Origin of the sequence: Amycolatopsis sp. w19 (genome assembly GCF_051373225.1) — a bacterium.
In the GTDB taxonomy this organism is placed as follows: domain Bacteria; phylum Actinomycetota; class Actinomycetes; order Mycobacteriales; family Pseudonocardiaceae; genus Amycolatopsis; species Amycolatopsis japonica.
This window is the reverse complement of sequence record NZ_JBPQFM010000001.1, coordinates 700,285-721,093: the sequence shown is the minus strand read 5'-3', so window position 1 is coordinate 721,093 and position 20,809 is coordinate 700,285. Positions and strand designations below refer to the sequence as shown.

23 protein-coding genes are annotated in these 20,809 nt (G+C 70.3%); 13 read left to right on the top strand and 10 right to left on the bottom strand.

What is annotated here, in order from left to right:
* Nucleotides 1–27: 27 nt before the first annotated feature.
* Together ACSMFO_RS03240 and ACSMFO_RS03235 are read left to right on the top strand one after the other, a co-directional pair.
* Nucleotides 28–855: an NmrA family transcriptional regulator gene (locus ACSMFO_RS03240; RefSeq protein WP_436456844.1), complete on the top strand. Its 828-nt coding sequence runs from the start codon at nucleotides 28–30 to the stop codon at nucleotides 853–855.
* 32 nt (nucleotides 856–887) lie between these two features.
* The gene (locus tag ACSMFO_RS03235) at nucleotides 888–1,379 is read left to right on the top strand and encodes an anthrone oxygenase family protein (protein ID WP_037338022.1); all 492 of its coding nucleotides are present in this window, start codon (nucleotides 888–890) and stop codon (nucleotides 1,377–1,379) included.
* 58 nt (nucleotides 1,380–1,437) lie between these two features.
* Here ACSMFO_RS03235 and ACSMFO_RS03230 read toward each other — a convergent pair whose 3' ends face one another.
* From ACSMFO_RS03230 to ACSMFO_RS03220, 3 genes are all read right to left on the bottom strand, one after another.
* Nucleotides 1,438–2,211: an alpha/beta fold hydrolase gene (locus ACSMFO_RS03230; protein WP_436456843.1), complete on the bottom strand. Its 774-nt coding sequence runs from the start codon at nucleotides 2,209–2,211 to the stop codon at nucleotides 1,438–1,440.
* A 72-nt stretch (nucleotides 2,212–2,283) separates the two neighbouring features.
* The gene (locus ACSMFO_RS03225; RefSeq protein WP_436456842.1) at nucleotides 2,284–3,516 is read right to left on the bottom strand and encodes an RNA polymerase sigma factor; all 1,233 of its coding nucleotides are present in this window, start codon (nucleotides 3,514–3,516) and stop codon (nucleotides 2,284–2,286) included.
* Complete coding sequence (locus ACSMFO_RS03220) at nucleotides 3,513–4,649, bottom strand: glycosyltransferase (RefSeq protein ID WP_436456841.1); 1,137 nt, start codon at nucleotides 4,647–4,649, stop codon at nucleotides 3,513–3,515. Before ACSMFO_RS03220 ends, ACSMFO_RS03225 begins: the two co-directional genes overlap by 4 nt.
* Before the next feature lie 43 nt (nucleotides 4,650–4,692).
* Between ACSMFO_RS03220 and ACSMFO_RS03215 the strand changes: the two genes are divergently transcribed.
* The 5 genes from ACSMFO_RS03215 to ACSMFO_RS03195 are packed head-to-tail and all read left to right on the top strand — an operon-like array spanning nucleotide 4,693 to nucleotide 8,097.
* Nucleotides 4,693–5,631 carry a hypothetical protein gene (locus ACSMFO_RS03215; protein ID WP_436456840.1) on the top strand — a complete coding sequence of 313 codons (939 nt, stop codon included), beginning with the start codon at nucleotides 4,693–4,695 and terminating at the stop codon, nucleotides 5,629–5,631.
* A 37-nt stretch (nucleotides 5,632–5,668) separates the two neighbouring features.
* A complete protein-coding gene (locus ACSMFO_RS03210; RefSeq protein ID WP_016334296.1) occupies nucleotides 5,669–5,956 on the top strand; it encodes a hypothetical protein in 288 nt (95 codons plus the stop codon).
* Nucleotides 5,953–7,353, top strand: a complete 1,401-nt coding sequence (locus ACSMFO_RS03205; protein WP_436456839.1) for a WXG100 family type VII secretion target — start codon at nucleotides 5,953–5,955, stop codon at nucleotides 7,351–7,353. Before ACSMFO_RS03210 ends, ACSMFO_RS03205 begins: the two co-directional genes overlap by 4 nt.
* The gene (locus ACSMFO_RS03200; RefSeq protein WP_436456838.1) at nucleotides 7,337–7,873 is read left to right on the top strand and encodes a hypothetical protein; all 537 of its coding nucleotides are present in this window, start codon (nucleotides 7,337–7,339) and stop codon (nucleotides 7,871–7,873) included. Before ACSMFO_RS03205 ends, ACSMFO_RS03200 begins: the two co-directional genes overlap by 17 nt.
* Nucleotides 7,870–8,097, top strand: a complete 228-nt coding sequence (locus ACSMFO_RS03195) for a hypothetical protein (RefSeq protein ID WP_436456837.1) — start codon at nucleotides 7,870–7,872, stop codon at nucleotides 8,095–8,097. The genes ACSMFO_RS03200 and ACSMFO_RS03195 overlap by 4 nt, the downstream gene beginning before the upstream one ends.
* 115 nt (nucleotides 8,098–8,212) lie before the next feature.
* Here the strand turns inward: ACSMFO_RS03195 and ACSMFO_RS03190 are convergent, their stop codons facing one another.
* A complete protein-coding gene (locus ACSMFO_RS03190) occupies nucleotides 8,213–9,007 on the bottom strand; it encodes a TetR/AcrR family transcriptional regulator C-terminal domain-containing protein (protein ID WP_436456836.1) in 795 nt (264 codons plus the stop codon).
* Nucleotides 9,008–9,075: 68 nt separating this feature from the next.
* Here ACSMFO_RS03190 and ACSMFO_RS03185 point away from each other — a divergent pair, with 68 nt between their 5' ends.
* Together ACSMFO_RS03185 and ACSMFO_RS03180 are read left to right on the top strand one after the other, a co-directional pair.
* Entirely contained in the window at nucleotides 9,076–11,793 is a 2,718-nt protein-coding gene (locus ACSMFO_RS03185) for a DEAD/DEAH box helicase (RefSeq protein WP_436456835.1), read from the top strand.
* Nucleotides 11,790–12,950 (top strand): SWIM zinc finger family protein, encoded by a 1,161-nt coding sequence (locus ACSMFO_RS03180; protein ID WP_436456834.1) that lies wholly within the window; start codon nucleotides 11,790–11,792, stop codon nucleotides 12,948–12,950. Before ACSMFO_RS03185 ends, ACSMFO_RS03180 begins: the two co-directional genes overlap by 4 nt.
* On the opposite strand, the gene ACSMFO_RS03175 is transcribed toward ACSMFO_RS03180, so the two are convergent.
* The gene (locus ACSMFO_RS03175; RefSeq protein WP_436456833.1) at nucleotides 12,887–13,534 is read right to left on the bottom strand and encodes a DUF4865 family protein; all 648 of its coding nucleotides are present in this window, start codon (nucleotides 13,532–13,534) and stop codon (nucleotides 12,887–12,889) included. The two genes, ACSMFO_RS03180 and ACSMFO_RS03175, sit on opposite strands and share 64 nt — an antisense overlap.
* Before the next feature lie 67 nt (nucleotides 13,535–13,601).
* Here ACSMFO_RS03175 and ACSMFO_RS03170 point away from each other — a divergent pair, with 67 nt between their 5' ends.
* On the top strand, nucleotides 13,602–14,687 hold the full coding sequence (locus tag ACSMFO_RS03170; RefSeq protein ID WP_436456832.1) for an FAD-dependent monooxygenase: 1,086 nt from the start codon (nucleotides 13,602–13,604) through the stop codon (nucleotides 14,685–14,687).
* Nucleotides 14,688–14,691: 4 nt separating this feature from the next.
* Here ACSMFO_RS03170 and ACSMFO_RS03165 read toward each other — a convergent pair whose 3' ends face one another.
* The 5 genes from ACSMFO_RS03165 to ACSMFO_RS03145 all read right to left on the bottom strand — a co-directional run bounded on the left by ACSMFO_RS03165 (nucleotide 14,692) and on the right by ACSMFO_RS03145 (nucleotide 18,621).
* The gene (locus ACSMFO_RS03165; RefSeq protein ID WP_052120558.1) at nucleotides 14,692–15,123 is read right to left on the bottom strand and encodes a hypothetical protein; all 432 of its coding nucleotides are present in this window, start codon (nucleotides 15,121–15,123) and stop codon (nucleotides 14,692–14,694) included.
* A 242-nt stretch (nucleotides 15,124–15,365) separates the two neighbouring features.
* On the bottom strand, nucleotides 15,366–16,985 hold the full coding sequence (locus tag ACSMFO_RS03160) for an acyl-CoA dehydrogenase family protein (RefSeq protein ID WP_436456831.1): 1,620 nt from the start codon (nucleotides 16,983–16,985) through the stop codon (nucleotides 15,366–15,368).
* On the bottom strand, nucleotides 16,969–17,574 hold the full coding sequence (locus ACSMFO_RS03155) for a TetR/AcrR family transcriptional regulator (RefSeq protein ID WP_038513474.1): 606 nt from the start codon (nucleotides 17,572–17,574) through the stop codon (nucleotides 16,969–16,971). The genes ACSMFO_RS03160 and ACSMFO_RS03155 overlap by 17 nt, the downstream gene beginning before the upstream one ends.
* Before the next feature lie 32 nt (nucleotides 17,575–17,606).
* Complete coding sequence (locus tag ACSMFO_RS03150; RefSeq protein WP_436456830.1) at nucleotides 17,607–18,065, bottom strand: peroxiredoxin family protein; 459 nt, start codon at nucleotides 18,063–18,065, stop codon at nucleotides 17,607–17,609.
* Between the two features lie 22 nt (nucleotides 18,066–18,087).
* The gene (locus ACSMFO_RS03145; protein WP_436456829.1) at nucleotides 18,088–18,621 is read right to left on the bottom strand and encodes an RNA polymerase sigma factor; all 534 of its coding nucleotides are present in this window, start codon (nucleotides 18,619–18,621) and stop codon (nucleotides 18,088–18,090) included.
* Nucleotides 18,622–18,753: 132 nt separating this feature from the next.
* Here ACSMFO_RS03145 and ACSMFO_RS03140 point away from each other — a divergent pair, with 132 nt between their 5' ends.
* Genes ACSMFO_RS03140 through ACSMFO_RS03130 form a run of 3 tightly spaced genes read left to right on the top strand, consistent with a single transcriptional unit; the run spans nucleotide 18,754 to nucleotide 20,806 of the window.
* Nucleotides 18,754–19,281, top strand: a complete 528-nt coding sequence (locus tag ACSMFO_RS03140; RefSeq protein WP_081975793.1) for a DinB family protein — start codon at nucleotides 18,754–18,756, stop codon at nucleotides 19,279–19,281.
* A gap of 2 nt (nucleotides 19,282–19,283) precedes the next feature.
* A complete protein-coding gene (locus ACSMFO_RS03135; protein WP_436456828.1) occupies nucleotides 19,284–20,051 on the top strand; it encodes an NAD(P)-binding domain-containing protein in 768 nt (255 codons plus the stop codon).
* Nucleotides 20,048–20,806, top strand: coding sequence for a putative protein N(5)-glutamine methyltransferase (locus tag ACSMFO_RS03130; protein ID WP_436456827.1), 759 nt, complete (start codon nucleotides 20,048–20,050; stop codon nucleotides 20,804–20,806). The genes ACSMFO_RS03135 and ACSMFO_RS03130 overlap by 4 nt, the downstream gene beginning before the upstream one ends.
* Nucleotides 20,807–20,809 lie beyond the last annotated feature (3 nt).

Here is a 20,809-nt window from a genome sequence, read left to right as displayed (position 1 = left end):
CTCATTCGTAGGCGCTTGACTAGTGCCATGACAAACACGAAGAACAACGAGACGGTCCTGGTCCTCGGCGCGACGGGCAAGACGGGGAGCCGGGTCGCGCAGCGGCTGACCGATCTGGGGATCGGCGTCCGGAAGGCCTCGCGGCCGGTGTTCGACTGGAACGACCCTTCGACCTGGACGGCCGCGGTCACCGGGATCAGCGCCGCCTACCTGACCTACTACCCCGACCTGGCCTTCCCCGGTGCCGCCGAAGCGATCCGCGACTTCTCCAAGCTGGCCGTGGACCACGGGGTGCGGCGGCTGGTCCTGCTGTCCGGCCGCGGCGAAGAGGAAGCCGTGGTCAGCGAACAGGGTGTCCGGGACTCCGGTGCCGAGTGGACGGTCGTGCGGGCCAGCTGGTTCGCGCAGAACTTCAGCGAGCACTTCCTGCTGGAACCGGTGCTCGCCGGGGAGATCGTGCTGCCCGCCGGGTCGGTGACCGAGCCGTTCATCGACGTCGAGGACATCGTCGACGTGGTGGTGACGGCGCTGACCACCGACGGGCACGACGGCGAGGTCTACGAGCTGACCGGCCCCCGGTTGCTGGGTTTCGCGGACGCGGCGGCGGAAATCGGCAAGGCTTCCGGGCGGGATGTCCGGTACGTTCCGGTCTCCGCCGCGGAATTCGCGGCGGGAGCGGCCGAACAGGGCGTGCCGGAGGAGGAGATCGAGGGCCTGACCGACCTGTTCACGCGCATCCTCGACGGCCGGAACTCCTCGCTCACCGGCGACGTCGAGCGGGTGCTGGGCAGGCCCGCGAGGGACTTCTCCGAATACGCCGCGAAAGCTGCGGCCACTGGGGTCTGGAATCGATGAAACGAGCTGGAATCGGAAGGGAGGCGACAGGAATGGCCACGCTGAGCCAGATCGTCCTGATCGCGGCCGTCATCACGGCGGGGTTGATCGCCGGCTTGTTCTACGCGTACACGTGCTCGGTGATGCCGGGGCTGGGGCGGGCGGACGCCCGGACCTATGTGACGGGGATGCGGGAGATCAACATCGCGATCCTCAACGGCTGGTTCGCGCTGAGCTTCGGCGGCGCGCCGTTGCTCGCGGCGGCCGCGGCGGCACTGCATTTCAGGGCGGAACTGCGGCCCGCGCTGCCGTGGCTCATCGCGGGGTTCGCCCTGCTGCTGGTGATGCTGATCGTGACGATGGCGATCAACGTGCCGCTGAACAACGCGCTCGAAGCGGGTTTCGACGGCGACGGCACCGACTTCGAGGCGTTGCGGGCGAAGTTCGAGGGTGTCTGGGAACGGTGGAATCTGGTCCGGACCTTGGCCGCGATCGGCGGTTTCGGGGCTCTGGTGGGCGGGCTGATCGTGCACGTCCGCGCCTGACACGTGTCAGGAAAGGGTCGTTCAGGACAAAGATGTCTTGAACGACCCTTTCCTGACATCAGGCGTCGAGAAGCGCCAGAAGCTGAGGCGCGAACGCGACGGCCTCCGCCGCGAAACCACCGTGGTCACCGGGGAAGTAGACCGGCTCCACGCCGAGCCGGGCGGCCGCGAGCACCGCCGCCTCGTGCGCGGGCTGCCCGGCCGAGTCCTTCCCGACGCCGACGACGATCCGGGTCTCCGACGCCTTCAGCGCTTCGTAGTCCGGGGTGAACTCCCCGATCATCTTCATCAGGTGCACGACGAAGAATTCCATGTTCTTCCGCATCTCCGGCGGGAGCGCGCTCCAGTCCATCTCGAAACCGGCGTCGGCCATGAACTTCGCCATCGCCGCTTCGATGCCCTGTTCGCGGTGGAGGCGCTGCAGTTCGTCCGGGCCAACGTCGGATGGGTCCGGCAGCAAGGTCGTCAGCGGCGGTTCGTGCGCCAGGAACGTCTTGACCCGCCCGGGATGGCGGGTGACGAGGTCGAAAGCCTGCATGCAGCCACCACTGGACGCGAAGATCACCGCCGGTTCCGTGCTCACGCTGTCGAGCAGGCGCAGCGCGTCGCCGGTGTGGTCCTCGATCCGTTGCTCTCCGTCCGGATCGTCGAGCGTGCTGCGGGAGATCCCGCGCGGGTCGTAGGTGATCACCGTGTAGTGCTCCGCGAGCAGGCCCGCGATCGGCGCGAACATCGCGGAATCAGCCGCGCCACCGGGAATGCACAGCAGAACCGGGCCGCTGCCGGTCACGGTGTGGTGCAGCCGGGCGCCGGGGACGTCGAGAACGGCCATCGGATGACCCCTTCCTTTTTCGGACTTGTCGCCCACCGACGAACGGTGACGCCGCGGACAGACAGCCGGGAGTCAGGAGATTTCGGCGAGTTTGCCCGACAGGTAGGCGCGCTCGGCGTCGGTACCGGCGAGCGTGAGCGCCTCGCGGTACGCGCCGGCGGCCTCGTCGAGCCGGTCGAGCCGCCGGAGCAGGTCCGCGCGGGTCGCGGGAAGCAGGTGGTATCCGGGGAGAGCGCCGTCCGCGGTGAGCTTGTCGACCAGTTCGAGCCCGGCCTCGGGCCCTTCGGCCATGGCGACGGCGACCGCGCGGTTCAGTTCGACGACGGGCGAGGGTACGAACCGCAGCAGTTCCCTGTAGAGGGCGGCGATCTGCGCCCAGTCGGTGTCGGAGGCGCGGGCGGCCGTCGCGTGGCAGGCGGCGATGGCGGCCTGGATCTGGTACTGCCCGGCGACACCGAGACGGAGCGCGGTCTCCAGCAACTCCGTGCCCTCGGCGATCTCGGCGGTGTTCCAGCCGCCGCGGTCCTGGTCTTCGAGCGAGACGAGCGTGCCCTGCGCGTCGACGCGGGTGGCGCGGCGGGCGTCGTGCAGGAGCAGCAGGGCCAGCAGCCCGAGGACCTCCGGCTCTCCCGGCATCAGGCTCGCGAGGATCCGCGTGAGCCTGATGGCCTCCGCGGACAGGTCGGGCCTGAGCAGATCTGTGCCGGCACTGGCCGAGTAGCCCTCGTTGAACAGCAGGTACAGCATCCCCAGCACCGCGGCCGTGCGTTCGGGCAGCAGATCGGCGGGTGGGACGCGGTACGGGATGCCCGCCGTGCGGATCTTCCGTTTCACCCGGACCAGGCGCTGCGACATCGTCGCCTCGGAGACGAGGAAGGCGCGGGCGATCTCGGCGGTGGTGAGCCCGGCCAGGGTCCGCAAGGCGAGCGCGACCTGCCCTTCGAGCGGCAGTGCGGGGTGGCAGCAGGTGAAGATCAGCCGGAGCCGGTCGTCGTGGACGCCGCTCTCGTCCCGATCCGGCTCGGCGAGGATGTTCAGCTCGGCGGCTTCGCGCAGTTTCGCCGCGCCGACGGCCTCTCGCCGGATCCGGTCGGTGGCGCGGTTGCGGGCCGCCGTCGTCAGCCAGGCGCCGGGTTTCGCCGGGACGCCGTCGCGTGGCCAGGTGCGCAACGCGAGCGCGAACGCCTCTTGGAGGCATTCCTCGGCGAGGTCCCAGTCGCCGGTGACGCGGATCAAGGTGGCGATGACCTGTCCCGATTCCTCGCGGAACGCCCGCGTGATCGCGGCGTCGAGTTCGGTGGTCACCTGAGGAGTCCTTTCAGCAGCGGCACGATCTCCTCCGGCGCCGGGTACGCGGTGATCTCGTCCCGCAACCGCCCGGCCGCCTCCCGGTAGGACGGTTCCCTCAGCACCGTGGACACGGCGTCGCGGATGTCACCCGGTGTCGCGTCGATGACGTCGAGGACGGCGCCGAGCCCGAGTTCGGTAACCCGATCGCCGTTGTGGGGCTGGTCGGCGCCCATCGGGAGCAGCACCATCGGCAGCCCGTGGGCGAGCGCGCCGAGCAGGCTGCCCGAACCGCCGTGGCTGAGGACCGCGTCGCAGTACGGGAGGACGTCGTCCTGCGGCAGGTACCGCGTGAGGTGGATGTGCTCGGGCTGTGGGCCGAACTCGGCGGGATCGACGAGGTTCCCGACGGTCACCACGCAGGTCGCGTCGACCTCCCGCAGGCCTGTCAGTGCCCGGGCGAACAGGTCGCCGGATTCGGTGTTGAAGATCGTGCCGAGGGTGAAGTAGACGGTGGGACGGCCTTCGACGTGCCACTCCGGCGCCGGTCCACGGCCGGGAAGGGGGCTGTGGAACGTCCGCGCGGTCGGCGGCAGCGGGAACCGGGGGTCGCGGAAGCTCGCGGGGAACGGGGAAAGCACGAGGTGCCGGTACGCCATCTCCAGGTTTCGTCGCGGCGGGAGGCCGTGGACGGCGCGGACCTCGTTGAGTGCGTCGTCGATCAGTTCGGCGCGGATGAGAACGCCCGCCGCGATCACCAGGACGGTGGCATGCGGGAGGCCGAGGCGTTCGGCGGCGATCATCGCGCCGTGATCGGCTTCGTCGCACACGAGCAGGTCCGGTTCCCAGTCCTCGCAGAGCGCGATGACGTCCTTCGCCCGCTGGGGCGCGGTGCGGCGGACGAAACCGTCACGGAGGTCGCTGTCCTCGCGGTCCCTGTCGACGGGGAGCAACGGGCGAAGTCCGCCGCCGTCACTGCCGAGGTTCGGCCCCGACGGGAACGCGGTGAACCCCGTCGCCTCGACGACCGGGACCATCAGCGGCTCGCCGGTGAACGCGATCGTGTGGCCCGCGCCGGCGAGCGCGTGGGCGAGGGGGAGCAGCGGCCGGAGATGGCCGTTGCCGCCGGCGAAGGTGAACAGGACACGCATGTCAGCGACCCTATCGGCGGGGTGGCGGCGCTACCCTGCTGCGGTGATCGATACGGACGCCGACGAGGTCCGGCTGTGCGCGCTGGAAGGCTGCGAGAATCCTTTGCCGCCTCCCGCGGTGGACGCCGAGGGGAAACGCAAGGGTGGCCGTCCCTCGGCCTATTGCGGCAAGGCCCACGCCGACGCCGCCTCGCGGGCCCGGCGGGCCGCCGCGGTGGCGAGCGTGGCCGATCCGCTGCTGGAGGTCCGCCGGATCGCCGACGAGTTCACGCCGGCGGCGGCGTCGCTCGTGGAACTGCTGGACGCGATGCGTTCGCGGTTCGACGACGCCGGAGAGGCGGCGCTGGGCCGGGTGACCGAAGCGGAGACCGACGCGGCGGCGGCCCGGCGCGAGGCCGAGGACGCTCAGCAGGCGGCGGTGAAGGCAGACACGGCGCGCGCGACCGCGGTTGCCGCGTCCCGCGACGACAAGGCGGCGAAGGTCAAGGCGGAACGCGCCGCCGAACAGGCTTTGAAGGACGCAGGGGAGACCCGGCAGCGTTCGTGGGCCGAGGTCGCCGCCCACGAACGAGCCCGCGGTGCCGCGGAGGCCGCGACCGTCGCGGCGGAACGTGCCCGTGACGAGCTGGTCGCCGAGCTCCGGACGCTGCGTGAGGAGAAGACCCGGCTGACCACGGAGCTGGCCGAGCGCGACACGGCATTGGCCAGGGCGTCCGCGGAGCGCGCGGCACTGCAGGACCGGCTCGACGAGGCCAAGGCGCGGGCGGCGGTGTCCGAAAAGGACTCGGCAGGGCTTCGGGCGTCGCTCGCGGAAGAACACACGGCCAGGAGCCTCGCCGAAGCCCGGGCGGCGGCTCTCGCCGAGGAGCTGGAGCGGGCACACGCCCGCGCAGCCGCCGATCAGGCGCGGTACGACGACGTCGTCCGGCGGCTTGCCACCCCTTCGCGCGAATCGGCTGTGGAGCGTTCCGAGCTGACGTAGAGTGCCGCTCACCATCCAGGGTTGGGGGGCACGGGCTGTGAGCGGGTACGAGGTCGAGATCGGTCAGCTGCGGGCCGCGGCCAAGGCGGCGGGTTCCGCCGCGGACCAGGCCAGAGCCGTGGAACCGGGCACCGGCTTGGGTGCGATAGCGACGGCGTTGCCGGGCGGGGAGGCCGCGAAGAGCGCGCCCACGCTGGCGTCGACGTGCACCGAGCGGGCGAAGGGGTGGGCCGGGGAGATCGACCGCTGGAGCGAATCGATCACCAAGGCCGCCAAGGCGTACTCCGAGAACGAGAACTCCGCGGAGGAGGCGTTCGGGGGATGACGGTCGGCTACGACGACGTCCGCGAATGGGACGCCGAGGCACTCCACGCGGCGGCCACCAATCTGGGTGGCCGCCGGGACAAACTCATCGGGCTGCAAGACGAACTCGACGACGCGAGGAAACTGCCCGACTGGCGTGGGCCCGCGGGCGAGCGCGCCCGCGATTCGCTGGGCGACACCCGGAACAAGGCCGAGATCCTGATCGCGGAACTGTCCGCCGTCGAACGTGCCCTGCAGAACGCGTCGGACGACGTGTCCGCGCTGAAGACCAGGGTCGCCAACAACGATTCCCTCGCCGGTTCCTACCAGTTCAGCGTCGCCGCCGACGGCGCGATCGTGGACGGCAAACCCGCCGACCCGCCGCCGAAGTCACGGTTCGAGGCCGAAGAGCGAGCCGAAGCCCAGAGGCACCGCGAGACCATCCGGAAGCAGCTGGAGCAGGAATCCAAGGCGATCCTCACCACGGCGAACAGCATCGACGCCGCCCTCGCCCGGGTGATGCGGCTCGTGCAGGACGGCCAGATCAGCGACCACGAGGCGACCGACCTGGCAGGCGCCAAGAAAGCCGGGCAGATCGACGCCGGTGTGGTCGAGATGGAGCAGGCGCTGCGCGACGCCGGGCTGCTGAGCGGGCCACCCGCGTCCGGCCACTACCGGCAGTGGCTCGAGAACGCCGTCCGACGGGGCATATCGATCGACACCATCAAGAAGATCGCCGACGACCACGACATCACGCCGGAGGACTTCAAGGTCCTCGACGGGATGGAAGAGATCCGCGAGGACGAGGACGGCGACGGGACCTACAAGTCGTACTTCCTGATGCCGACCGACGTCAGCGGGGACGACGCCGCCAAGGCGGTGCGGATGACCTACATCCTCAACGCGGGCACCGACTACGGCGCCGGAGGCGAGAAGACCGACTTCGCGCCGACACCGTACGGATCCGAGGAACTGCGGCGGATCACCGACCGGCAGCGGGAGAACTCCTGGAGCTACGACGACGATGTGGGTTTCGTGCACGGCAACGGCGGGCGGCTGGCGACCACCCCGAACGGCATGATGATGGGTCTGGGCGGGAACCTCATCCAGGATCAGTTCAGCCAGCAGGGCGGGACCGCCTGGGGCGACACGTTCATGCTGAACATCGACGACGCGAAGGATCCGGCGCAGCAGCTGCGCGAGGTGGCGAAGTCGGGGCACGCCTGGTACGAGGACGACAACGGCGCGTCCCAGGGCTCGCTCGACCTGGATCGGTTGCTGCACCACGAGGAGCGCCACTCCCAGCAATGGGCACGCGAAGGCTATGCCGGCTTCCTCGCCTCCTACGCGTGGGAGAAGGTCACCGGAGGCAACGAAACCGAGGAAGACGCGGGACTCACCGATGGCGGATATCACTAAGCGGGTCTGCGCCGCCTTGCTCGTGGTGGCGGTGACCGCGGCGTGTGACACCAAGGCGCAGTTCGCGCCGTCGCTGCCGCCGGAGGCCGGGTTCCGCGTCGATGGCGGTGTTTTGAAACTGTGGACGGGCACCCCCTGCGAGGGCGTCACCGGTCTGCGCCTGACCTTCGACTCCGGTACGCAGAACAGCACGGAGCAGGTGTGGGCCGCGCCGCGGCCGGGCGTGCGGGTCGAGCGGCTGGACCTGCTGGGTGATTCCTCTTCGGACGCCGGTGGTCTCCAGGTCCGGACACCGTTGCCCTCGGCCTACGACTGGACGAAGGCGGGCTCGGTCAGCATCGCCGTCGACGGTCCGAAGGCGTTCGGTGCCAAGGCCGACGTCGCCCAGGTGCTGCGTGAGTCGGCCGGGCATCCGGCTGGGAGCTACCTGTTCGGCCGGAGCGGGTGGATGGACGCGGCGGCCGTGCAGCGCGAGAACCGGAAGTCGTTCTTGACCGTCTGCACTCCCGATCCGGCATGACGGCCTCGCGGACGGTGGTGCGACGCGTCGTGCTCGGCGCGTTCGTCGTTGTCGTGGCGGTGATCGTGCTGCTCGTCGGCAGCGCGGTGCTCAGCGCGACGGGGCTGTCGTCGGATCCGCATGGGTACGGGATGTTCGCGGGAATCCTGTTCGGGGCGGTCCTGACGCCGGTCGCGCTGGTGCTGTGGCTGCTCTACCGCCGGCTGCGCCGCCGCGGTGACTGACCCGGCCACGGCCTGATTCGGGCGGTTCGCGTGACCGGAGGGACGACACGTCCGTCCAATCACGTGTGTCGTCCGTCGGATCACGCGTGTCGTCCACTCAAGCACGCGAGAACGCTCAGGAGGGAAGTTCGGTCCCTGAGGTCCCGGAACCACCGGTGACCAGTTGCTCGACCCCGTCCAGGATCCGCGCCAGCCCGAACCGGAAGGTGTGCAGCGGCGCGCTCGCCGCACCGTGGGTCTCCCCGGCGGCCTGCCCGATGCGCGCCGCCAGCGGGAACAGGCCGGCGTCGGCTTCGGGGATCTCCGCGAGCACGGGCGCGCTGGCCGTCCACCACTCCATGTCCGTCAGGCCGGAGCGCCGCACGAGACTCGCCGATTCCACCGAACCGCGTGCGATGCCCTGGACGAAGCCGTTGACCATCGCCACGACGGCGTCCATCTCCAGGTCGGTGAGCCCGATCGCGTCGACGGCCTTCAGCTCGCGTTCATGCTTCGCGAAGGTGTGCGGGCCGAGCGGGAGACGGCCGGTGGTGAGCTGGAGCATCCAGGGATGCCGGTGGTACATCTCCCAGGCGTCCTCGGCGAGGATCGTCATCGTGACCCGCCAGTCGTGACTGGCCGGGGGATCGGTCAGCTCACCGTGGACCCGGTCCATCATCAGGTCGAGCAGTTCGGCGCGGCTGTGGATGTAGGTGTAGATCGTCATGGGGGAGACGCCGAGCTTTTCCGCGCCCCGGCGCACCGACAGCGAGGTGATGCCCTCGGTGTCGGCGATCTCGATCGCGGTGGTGACGATCTCGTCGACGGTGAGCTTGGGCTTGGGGCCGCGGCGGGGTTTCTCGCGCACGCCCCAGAGCAGTTCGATGGTCCGCCGTGGGTCGCCCGCCCCGGTGTGGTCCGCGTCCGTCATCACGTTCTCTCTACGGTGTACAGAGTTGTGTTATCCTGAACTGTACACCGTACAGAGATTGGGGTTGAGTGGCGTCTCACGACGGCTTCGGCAGTGTCGCTTTCGAACTGAAGAATCCCCCTCGGACCAGCGGATTCGTCTTCTGGAACGCCGAGGGGAACACGCCGGGGACCGGGGAGGTGACGGTCGCTCTCCCCGAGATCACCACGGTGCCGTGCGTCCGGCTGCCGATGGCCGAGGCGCTTCCGGCGCTGCTGCGTCTCAAGGAGAGCGACGACGACTCCGCGCGTTTCTGGAGCACGGCCGCCGCGGCGGCGTTGAAGCTCGCCGAGGCGGGCAGGCTGCTTCCCGGGCTCACGGAGTCCGATGTGGACGCCTGGCGCGCCGGCCCGCTGGAACCGGCCGATGCCGCTTGGCTGCGCGAGCTGTCCGAAGCGATGCCTGCGCGGGCGCGGGCGATCCCGGGCGAGGGAAATCTCCTGCCGGCGCGGTATCCGTTGCTGCGCGCGTTCCTCGACGCCGTGGCCGACACCCTTCCCCGCACGCCCGCCGCCGCTCAGGCGGCCGGGGTGAAGGCGTTCGCCGCCGCGCCTTCGCACCGCGTTCCGCAGCTGCGGGACTGGGCGGCCGAGGTCGCGGCCGGGCTGGATTCCGGGGTCCGGGTCTCGATACGGATCGAAGCGCCGGGAGACGACTTCACGATCGGCCGGTTCAGCGGGGTCGTCCAGGTGCACAGCCTGGCCGACCCCGGTGTCCTGGCCGACGCCGCCGCGCTCTGGGCGGGTGACGACCGGTTCGGCCCGAGGGCGCGGATCGACGTGATGCTGGCGCTGCGCCGGGCCGCGCAGGTGTGGCCGCCGCTGGAACCCCTGCTCGGCGCGGCGGTCCCCGACGAGGTCGTCCTCGGCGACACCGACATCACCGAACTGCTCACCACCGCGGCGCCGCTGCTGGCCACGGCGGGTATCGACGTGCACTGGCCCGCCGATCTCGCCCGCGACCTGAGCGCGAAGGCCGTCGTCGGCGGCGGTGACGCCCCGCCCGCCGATCTTCCGTCGTTCTTCGCCGGCGGCACGCTGCTGCGGTTCGACTGGCAGCTGGCCCTCGGCGGTGCGCCGCTCACCGCGGCCGAGATGGACGCGCTGGCCGAGGCCCACCGTCCCGTCGTGCGCCTGCGCGATCAGTGGGTGCTCGTCGACCCGGCTCTCGCGGCAAAGGCGCGGGATCGTGCGCTGAAGCCGCTCACGCCGATCGACGCGCTCGGTGCCGCCCTGAGCGGGACCACCGAGATCGACGGTGAACGCGTCGACGTCCTCACCGACGGCTGGCTCGCCGCGTTGCGGGAGCGGCTGCTCGCCCCGCCGGAGCCGCAGGCGCCGCCGCGAGGCCTGGCCGCGACCTTGCGCGATTACCAGATGCGCGGCCTGCAGTGGCTCACCGCCATGACCTCGATCGGGCTCGGCGGCTGTCTCGCCGACGACATGGGTCTCGGCAAGACGATCACGCTGATCTCGCTGCATCTGCATCGCGCGGACGGTCCGACGCTGGTCGTCTGCCCGGCCTCGTTGCTGGGGAACTGGGAACGCGAGATCACCAAGTTCGCCCCCGGTGTCCCGGTGCGGCGGTTCCACGGCACCGAACGCTCACTCGACGACCTCGGCGACGGCTTCGTGCTCACCACCTACGGCACCCTGCGCGTGGACCCGGAACCGCTGGGGTCCGTCCACTGGGGACTGCTGGTGGCCGACGAGGCCCAGCACGTCAAGAATCATCGTTCCGGCACGGCGAAGGCGTTGCGGACGCTGACGTCGTCGGCGCGGGTGGCGCTCACGGGCACCCCGGTGGAGAACAACCTCGCCGAGCTGTGGGCGATCCTCGACTGGACGACACCGGGCCTGCTCGGCACCATGGCCGATTTCCGTCGGGTATGGGCGAAACCGGTCGAGTCCGGGAAGGACCCGGACGCGGCGGAGCGGCTGTCCCGGCTCGTCCGCCCCTTCCTGCTGCGCCGCCGCAAATCCGATCCGGGGATCGCGCCGGAGCTGCCCGCCAAGACCGAGACCGACCGGCCGGTGACGCTCACGGCCGAGCAGGCGGCGTTGTACGAGGCGACGGTGCGCGAGCTGATGGCCGAGATCGCCGGGAGCGAGGGCATCGCGCGCCGCGGCCGGATCGTCAAACTGCTCACCGGGCTCAAACAGATCTGCAACCATCCCGCGCAGTACCTCAAGGAGCCCTCGGACGCGGTGCTGGACGGCCGGTCGGGCAAGCTCGAGCTGCTCGACGAACTGCTGGGCACGATCCTCGCCGAGGACGGCGCGGTGCTGGTGTTCACACAGTACGTCGCCATGGCACGGCTGCTGGAACGTCATCTCGCGCAGCGCGGGATCGGCACGCAGCTGTTGCACGGGGGCACCCCGGTGCCCAAACGCGAGGATCTCGTGCGCCGCTTCCAGGCCGGCGAGGTGCCGGTGTTCCTGTTGTCGCTCAAGGCGGCGGGCACCGGGCTCAACCTGACACGCGCCGATCACGTCGTGCATTACGACCGCTGGTGGAACCCCGCGGTGGAGGACCAGGCGACCGACCGCGCGTACCGGATCGGGCAGACCCGGCCGGTGCAGGTGCACCGGCTCATCGCCGAGGGCACCGTCGAGGACCGCATCGCGGCGATGCTGCGGGAGAAGCGTGCGCTCGCCGACGCGGTGCTCGCCGGCGGCGAGGCCGCCCTGACCGAACTGACCGACGAGGAGCTGGCCGATCTGGTCGAGTTGAGGAGCCGCCGATGAACACGCCTGAAGATCGCGTCCGCGGTTTCCCCGCTTTCGGCGCCCAAGGTGGACGAGGTCAGTTCGCCCGCTCGTGGTGGGGTCGCGCGTGGATCAGCGCGATGGAGGACACCGCGCTGGATCTGCGGCAGCTCAAACAGGGCCGCAAGTACGCGGCGGCGGGCCGGGTCGGTCCGATCACGGTCAGCCCGGGGCGGATCGCCGCGGTGGTCGACGATCAGGAGGGTCAGTACCGCACCGAGGTCCGGCTCGCGGAGCTGACCGGTGACGAGTGGGACCGCTTCCTCGACCGGGTCGCCTCGCGTGCCGGGCATCTCGCCGCGTTGCTGGACCGGGACATGCCGCACGACCTCGTCGAGGCCGCCGACGACGCCGGGGTGCATCTGCTGCCCGGGATCGGTGACCTCGATCCGGATTGCGACTGCCCCGGCTGGGAGCTGCCGTGCCGTCACGCCGCGGCGCTGTCGTTCCAGGCGTCGTGGCTGCTCGACGCCGACCCGTTCGTGCTGTTGCTGATGCGCGGCAAGGGGGAGCGGGAGCTGCTCGACGAGCTGCAGCGGCGCAACGCGCCCCGGTTCGTGCGCACCGGGGACGACGACATCGACGCCGAGCGGGCGTATGCCGTCGAGCCCGGTCCGTTGCCGGATCTCGCCGCGTTCGCGCCCAGCGGAGGCCCGACCGTGCCCGGGGCGCCCGAGATCCCGGCCGAGGCCTTCGCCCTGCTGGTCGACAACGCGCGACAGATGGCCGGTGCGCTCTTGGCGTCGCAGCCGAAGCTCACCCGCAAGCAGGACGCCGTCCGCCTCGCCGCCACTCGCCCGGAGACCGCGGACAGGCTGCGCCCGGCCGAGCACGGTGAGGACTTCGACCGCGCGGTACTCGCGTGGCGGCACGGCGGCCGCGCCGGTCTCGACGTCCTGGAGACCGCGTGGTCGCCGCCGTCGCAGGCGATGGGCCGGGCACGGGCCGCCTTCGCCGAGGTCGTGGACGATCCCGGCGAAGGACTGGACGTCGAACGCAACCACTGCACCGTTCACGGGACAGGGGTGCAGGTGCGGCTGGGCAAGGACGGGCTCTGGTACCCGTACCGGGATCAGTGGCCCGCCGGTCCGCCCGAAGCCGATCCCGGCGCGTTGTTCGCCGCGTTGCTCGGCTGATCCCACTGCCGTCCTCGCCGCAGCTCATCCAGGTGCGGCGAGGACAGGTGGAGGATCTGATACCGGACCTCGTCGGATTCCGGTGCCTCGTCCGCCCACAGGCTGTAGCGGACGACCTGCCAGGTCCGCGGGTCGACGGCCAGCGCGCCCGAATGCGCGCCGTCCTGGCGCAGGTGCTCGCGGAGCCCGTCGAGTGCCTCGCCGAGGAAGGCCACCGGGTCGGTTTCGTCGGGGATCCGTACGGCGTGCTTTCCCGCCGCGACCGGGGACGAGCCGAACGCGGGCCCTTCCTCGAAGCCGAGCACGGTCCAGTGCTGCACTGCGGGACGCCCGAAGGATTCGACGATGCCGCTGAACGGTCCGCCGAACAGGAAGGCGTTCATCCCGGCTTCGTCGTGCCACAGATAGAACGGCGAGTACTGGTTCAGCGTCGAGCCGTCGACGCCGCGCTCACGGATCCCGTAGACCTTCAGCCCCAGGCCGCCGAAGTCGTCGAGCAGATGTCCGCGGGTGGCGACGCGGTCGCGGATGATGCCCATGTCGTAGTCGGCGGGGAGGGTGATCTCGTACTGCATCGCATGCATGCCGTACATACTAGTAGGTACAGAGATCGTCTTCGCCCCAAACCGTGGTGCTGCCGAAACTCGAAGCATGACAACAGGAAACGAGCACAGACCCGTCCTGATCGTCGGAGCGGGCGTAGCCGGACTCGCGCTCGGCAACTTCCTCCTGCGCGAGGGAATCCCTTGTGTCGTGTTCGAACGGCGCGGCCGCGAGTACGTCGAGCGACGGCAGCGCGCCGGGGTCATCGACACCAGGGCCACGCGCGTCTTCCGGAAACGAGGCCTCGAAGACCGCGTGGTCGGCGGGACTCCCATCAAGCCGACGCTCGGCTTCCGCGTCGACGGACAGCCGAGGCCCCTGACGCTCTCCGTCGAAGAACACGGGGAAGGCAGGCTCTGCCCTCAACAGGTCCTCGTCCGGAACCTCCTCGCCGCGTTCGAGGAGGACGGAGGCGACCTGCGGTTCGACACCGAGGTTTCCGTGGAGGACATCGGCGAGCGCCCACGCGTCCGGCTCGGCGACGGGTCGATCGTCGAAGGAGCCTTCATCGCCGGATGCGACGGCAACCACGGCGCCTCCCGCGCCGCCATCCCCGAGGACAGGATCACCCGCCACACCCACGAATACGGCTACGCGTGGCTGGTCGTCCTCGCCGACGTACCCGCCACCCACCAGACCGTGATGGCGATCCACCGGCGCGGATTCGCGGCCCGGTTCGCCCGGGGTCCGCGCGCGAGCCGGTTCTACCTCCAGTGCCCGCTCGAGGACACCACCGAAGACTGGCCGGACGAACGGATCTGGAGCGAACTCGAAACGCGCTTCGGTGAACCACTCGCCACAACGGGCGCGATCGTGGAGAAACAATTACTGCCGTTGCGTGCCAAGGGAATGAACCTCGCGCTGTACGACGCAGACGCCTTCGCCGACGCGCTGATCCACTACCACAAAGAGGGCGACACGGGTCCGCTCGATGCCTACTCCGACGACCGTCTGCGCGAGGTGTGGAACTACCAGGCCTTCGCGACCTGGTTCGCCGACACCGTCCACGACGCCGGCGATCCGTCCCACCGAGGGGAGTTCCGGCATCGAGTGGCGCGCGCCGACTTCGACCGCCTGTACAGCTCCGCGACGGCGAACCGGCTGCTGAGCGAATTCGTCGCCGGGTTGACCTGAGCGGCTATTTCCGGCTGAGCCGGACGATCCCTTCGTCGCCCTGCACCGCGACGACGACGATCACCTGCCGGTTGATCTGATGGGCCATCCCCGGCGGACCGGACACCGCGGCGCCCATCCCGCCCGAGGCCGGGGCGAGCCCCACCTTCCCGGCCTGGACCGCGACCGAGAGCGGTCCGGCGCCGCCGTCGTTGGGGATCTGGTCGCCGGTCCGGACGAGCACCTCGCACTCACCGTCGGCGCAGGACCTCAGGTCCCGTCCGTCCGCCGCCACGAACGGCGCACCGGACGGGGCCGCCGCCCCCAGCATCGGCGCGCTCTCCACGGAAGGCGCCGAACTCGCCGCCGCGAAGATCGGCGTCGGCGCGGCCGTCGCACAGCCGGCGGCGAACAGCGCCACGGGAACCAGGACCAGGCATCTTCGGCGATCGACCATGACCGAGGAACGTAGCCGACCCAAGAGCCCTTGCATGCACCCGAATTCCGCAATCCTGCGGCTGTTCGCAGTGCTCGGCGGCGGTCCGGCCGGGTGAATCGACCGGACCGCCGCAGCACGTGGTCATACGGGCACCGAGAGTCCCGGCCGTGTTCGCCGCCTGATCACGCGAGATCCGCCTTCAATCACGCGAGTGCGCCGTTCAATCACGCGAGATCGCCGCCCGCGCACGACGCCTCCGCTCAGACCTCCGCGCGCAAGACGATCGCCCGCGTGTCCACTCCGGACGGAAGCGTCCCGAAGGCGACACCCCAGTCGCCGCCCAGCCGCGACGCGCAGAACGCGTCGGCCACGGCCGGCGTCCCGTGCCGCACCAGCAGCGACCCCTGTAGCACCAGCGCCATCGACTCGACCAGCCGCCGCGCCCGGTACTCGATGTCCGACAGATCGGACAGCTCCTTGCGCAGCCTGCCCACCGCGTCGTCCAGCCGCGCGTCGGCACCGGACGCCTGCTCGACCTCGGTGAAATACGCCGCCACCGACTCGGGTTGCTTCGCCATCGCCCGCAGCGCGTCCAGCGCCGCGACGTTGCCCGAACCCTCCCAGATCGACATCAGCGGAGCCTCGCGGTAGAGCCGCGGCATCCCCGATTCCTCGACGTACCCGTTCCCGCCCAGGCATTCCAGCGCCTCGACCGCATGCGACGGACCGCGCTTGCACACCCAGTACTTCGTCACCGCCAGCCCCAGCCGCCGGAACGCCTGCTCCTGCTCGTCCTCCGGCCGGTCGGTGGCCGACGCCAGCCGCATCCCGACCGTCGTCGCCGCCTCGGACTCCACGACGAGGTCCGCCAGCACGTTGCCCATCAGCGGCTGATCCACCAGATTCGCCCCGAACGCACGACGATGCCGCGCGTGGTGGATCGCCCGCACCGCTCCATACCGCATCCCGGCGGCGCTCCCGACCGCGCAGTCCAGCCTGGTGTTGTTCACCATCTCGATGATGGTGCGCACCCCGCGGCCCTCCTCGCCGACCAGCCAGCCGATCGCGTCGTCGTACTCGATCTCCGACGACGCGTTGGACCGGTTGCCCAGCTTGTCCTTCAGCCGCTGCAACCGGATCCCGTTGCGCGAGCCGTCCGGCAGGACACGGGGGAGCAGGAAACACGACAGCCCGCCCGGCGCCTGTGCCAGCGTCAGGAACATGTCCGACATCGGCGCCGAGGTGAACCACTTGTGCCCGACGATCACATAGCTGCCGTCACCCAGCGGCCGCGCCGTGGTCGTGTTCGCCCGGACGTCGGACCCGCCCTGCTTCTCCGTCATCGACATCCCGGCGATGAGGCCGCGCTTCGAACTCGGCTCACGCAGCCCGAAGTCGTACTCCGTCGCCGCCAGCATCGGCTCGTACCGCGCGGAAAGCTCGGGGTTGAACCGCAGCGCCGGCACCGCCGCGTACGTCATCGAAATCGGGCACGTGTGCCCCGCGTCGACCTGCCCCCACACGTACATCTTCGCCGCCCGCGCCGCGTGCGCGCCCGGGCGGGGATCCCGCCACGGCGCCGCGTGCAGCCCGTAGGACACCGCGACGTCCATCAGCTCGTGCCAGTACGGGTGGAACTCGACCTCGTCGATCCGGTTCCCGACCCGGTCGTGCGTCCGCAGCACCGGCTCGTTCTCGTTGACCAGCCTGCCCCACTCCTGCGCCTGCTCACTCCCGGCGAGCCTGCCGAGGGCGTGCACCTCGGCCACCGCCCAGCCCGCGCCCGCCCGCTCCAGCCCTTCCAGCAAGGCCGGATCGGCGGCGACGTCGTACTCCGCCAGTGGCGGGACCTGATTGGTGACCTCATGAGTGACCGGCATCGGAACCTCCCAAGGAACGCAGGACGAAAGTGCGCAGCCCGGACACCTCGTCCGCACTGCCGGTGGTCAACGGGCCGATCAGCACCTCGGCGGCCGCGCCGACGAGCGCCGCCGCGGTGACGTCCGCGTCCTGAGCGGGCAGGACCCCGGACCGGACACCGTCGGCCACGTGCTGGGCCACGACGTCACGGAACGCGCGCCGGAACACCAGCCGCTCGGCCTCGATCGGCGCATCCACGGGCTCGGCCAGCAGCGCGTACGCCATCCGCGGCGTCTTCAACGCCCGGCTCGCGAAGGTGTCGAAGACCGCCACAACCCGCTCCGCGGGCGTACCGGGCCGCTCCGACACCTCGCGCACAGCCTCGACCTCACGCGTGACGACCTTGCGGAACAGCTCCACGACCAGCGCGGCCTTGGTGGGGTAGTGGCGGTACACGCTGCCGACCGCCACCCCCGCCCGTTCCGCGACCGCCGACACCGAGCAGCCCGCGTACCCGCGCTCGGCCAACTGCTCCATGGCGGCGGCGAGGACGGCGTCGCGCTGAGCGTCCAAGCGCTCCTGGACCTTCGGTGTACGTCGGTACGGCACCCAAGAAGTGAAGCACCGATTCACACCTTCAGTCAACGCACCTTGGCGAGCCCTTCGACGGCCTTGACGATGCCCTTCTTGTCATAAGCACTGGTCGGCATCGTCGCCGCATGCGCGTGACGAACCACCCCGTCCCGGTCGAACAGCACACTGCCCGACTGCTGCAGCAGCTTCTTCCCCAGCCCGAAGGCCTCGTGCGGCGTCCCGCCCCGACCGGTCACCACCCGGAACGGCACCCCGCGCTTCGCCCGCCACGCCTTGGCCTCCGCCCGCTCCTCGGGGACGGCGACCAGCACCCGCACGTCGGCGGCGGCCAGCTCCTCCGCGCGCCCCACGAGATCCTTCACATGGCCGTTGCACACCGGGCACGAGGTCGACCGCATGAAATAGATCAGCACGTTCCTCGTGCCACGGAACTCCGAAAGCCGCACGACCTGACCGGACGTGTCCTCCAGAACGACATCAGGGACGGCGGAACCGATTTCCAGCATTGAAGAACTCCTCAACAGAAGGTCAGGAAGCAGGGTTGTCGAGAGAGGCACGAACCGCCGCCCGCGCGCGATGCAGCCGGGACTTCATCGCGGCCGGGCTCAGCCCGAGCGCGTCGGCCACCACGCGGCCCGAATGACCCTGGATGTCACGCATGATCAAGACGCGACGCTGATCAGAGGGCAACTCGGCGATCGCCGCGGCCACCCGCTGCGCCTCCAGCCGATCCAAGGCGTCCTCTTCGGCCGACACCATCACCACGGAATCCGCCAGATCGTCACCACGCCACGCCCGGCGCGCCCGCCGGAGACATTCGTTGCGCACGATCCGGAACATCCACGACGCCAGCGCACCGGTGGCCCGCAGCGAGCCGATCTTCCGATACAGGATGATCAGCGCCTCCTGCGCCGAATCCTCCGCGTCCTCCGGCGAAGCGCACAGCGACCGCGCGAACCGCTGCACATGCGGATGGGAACCCGAGACCAGAGCGGCGATGGCGGACGCGTCCCCGCCCTGCGCCGCCACGATCAACGAATCCCGCGGCCAATCGGCCTCCACGACGAACCTCCTCCCGCGCCGAGCTTGTCCCGGCCCTTACAAGAGCCGAGAACCCCACGAAAGGATTCAGCCCGCTCACGTGACCCCGCTCACCCCAGCCGGCGCACCACGAATCCCACGTCACCCGATGGCATGATCGCCGCTATGACATGGACCGCCCCCGAGGTCACCCGGCCGTCCGGCGACACCGCCGCCGACGAGCGGATCCTCCTGCCCTCCCTGCTGACCTGGCACCGCAGCACCTTCCTCCACAAACTCGCCGGTCTCACCGGGGAACAGCTCGCCACGGCGTCGGTCCCGCCCTCCAACCTCACCCTCCTCGGCCTCGTCCGGCACCTCGCCAAGGTCGAACGCTTCTGGTTCCGCCTGCGCTACGCCGCACAGGACATCGAACCCCTCTACGACCCCGCCCTCGGCAAGGACCACGACTTCGAAGTCCTCGACGCGACCAAAGCCGAAGAGGCCTACGACATCCTCCTCGAAGAGATCCGGCTCGCCGACGAGGCGGCCGCCGGAGGATCGCTCGACGACACCTTCGACCTCGGCGGAAACCCGTTCTCACTCCGCATGCTCTACGTCCACATGATCGGCGAATACGCCCGCCACAACGGCCACGCCGACCTCATCCGCGAACGCGTCGACGGCCACACGGGAGCCTGACCATGGACTACGGATTCATCGGCGCGGGGGAGATCACCGCCGCCATCGTCGAAGGCCTCAGCAAGGACGTCACCGACCCGCCCCGGATCTTCCTCTCACCCCGTAGCCGCAGTGTCGGGCAAGAACTCTCCGCCCGCTTCGCCAACGTCGAAGTCCGCGACAGCAACCAAGCCGTCGTCGACAGCGCCACGACGATCATCCTCGCCGTCCGCCCGCCCATCGCCGAAGAAGTCCTCCGCGACCTCACCTTCCGCCCCGAGCACGTCCTGATCAGCGCCCTCGCCGGCGTCCCCCTCGACCGGCTGCGCGACTGGGCCGCCCCCACCCGCGAAGTCGTCCGGAGCATCCCGCTGCCACCCGCCGCGCGCCGCCAAAGCCTCACCGCGATGTACCCCGACAACCCCGAAGCCCGAGCCCTCTTCGACAGCATCGGCGGCAGCGTCGTCCCCGCCGCCGAGAAGGACCTCGACGTCTTCAGCGGCGCCACCGCCACCTTCGCCGCCCACCTCGACTACCTCGGCACCATCGCCGCCTGGATGACCGACCAGGGCATCGACGACACCACGGCGACCGCCTTCACCAGCCACATCTTCGGCCAGCTCGGCCAGTCCCTCGCCGAACAGAACGGCTCCCTCGAAACCCTCACCGGCAAGCACATGACCCCCGGCGGGCTCAACGAACAGTTCCTCACCGACCTGCGCACCAACGGCGTCCCCGACACCGTCCGCGAGGCCCTCGACGGAATCCTCACCAGACTGCGGGACAAGTGACCATCATCGACAAGCTGCGGGCGGCCGGGTGCGTCTTCGCCGAAGACGAAGCCCGGCTCCTCACCGCCGAAGCCCGCACCCCGGCCGAACTCGACACCATGGTCCAACGCCGCGTCGACGGCGAACCACTCGAAGTCATCCTCGGCTGGGCCGAATTCCACGGACTCCGCATCGCCGTCGAACCCGGCGTCTTCGTGCCACGGCAACGCTCCGAACTCCTCGTCCGCCACGCCGTCACCCTCGCCGGACCGGGAGCGGTGGTCCTCGACCTCTGCTGCGGAACCGGCGCGCTCGGCGCCGCCATCGCCGCCGAACTCGGCGACATCCGGCTCTACGCGGCCGACATCGAACCCGCCGCCGTCCGCTGCGCCCGCGAGAACGTCGCCCAAGCCGGGGGAGAGGTCTTCGAAGGCGACCTGTACGCACCACTTCCCACGTCGCTACGAGGCCGCGTCGACATCCTGGTCGTCAACGCCCCGTACGTCCCCACCGACGCCATCGCGATGATGCCGCCCGAGGCGAGAGACCACGAACCCCGCGTCGCACTCGACGGCGGACACGACGGCGTCGACGTCCACCGCCGCGTCGCCGCCGAAGCCCCCCACTGGCTCGCACCCGGCGGGCACCTGCTCATCGAAACCGGCGAAAGCCAAGCCGTAAGCACCGCGGAAGCCATGGCACACCACGGTTTGACCCCCGAAGTGATCACCGACGAAGACCTGTACGCGACGATTGTTGTCGGTGCCCGGGTCTAGGGT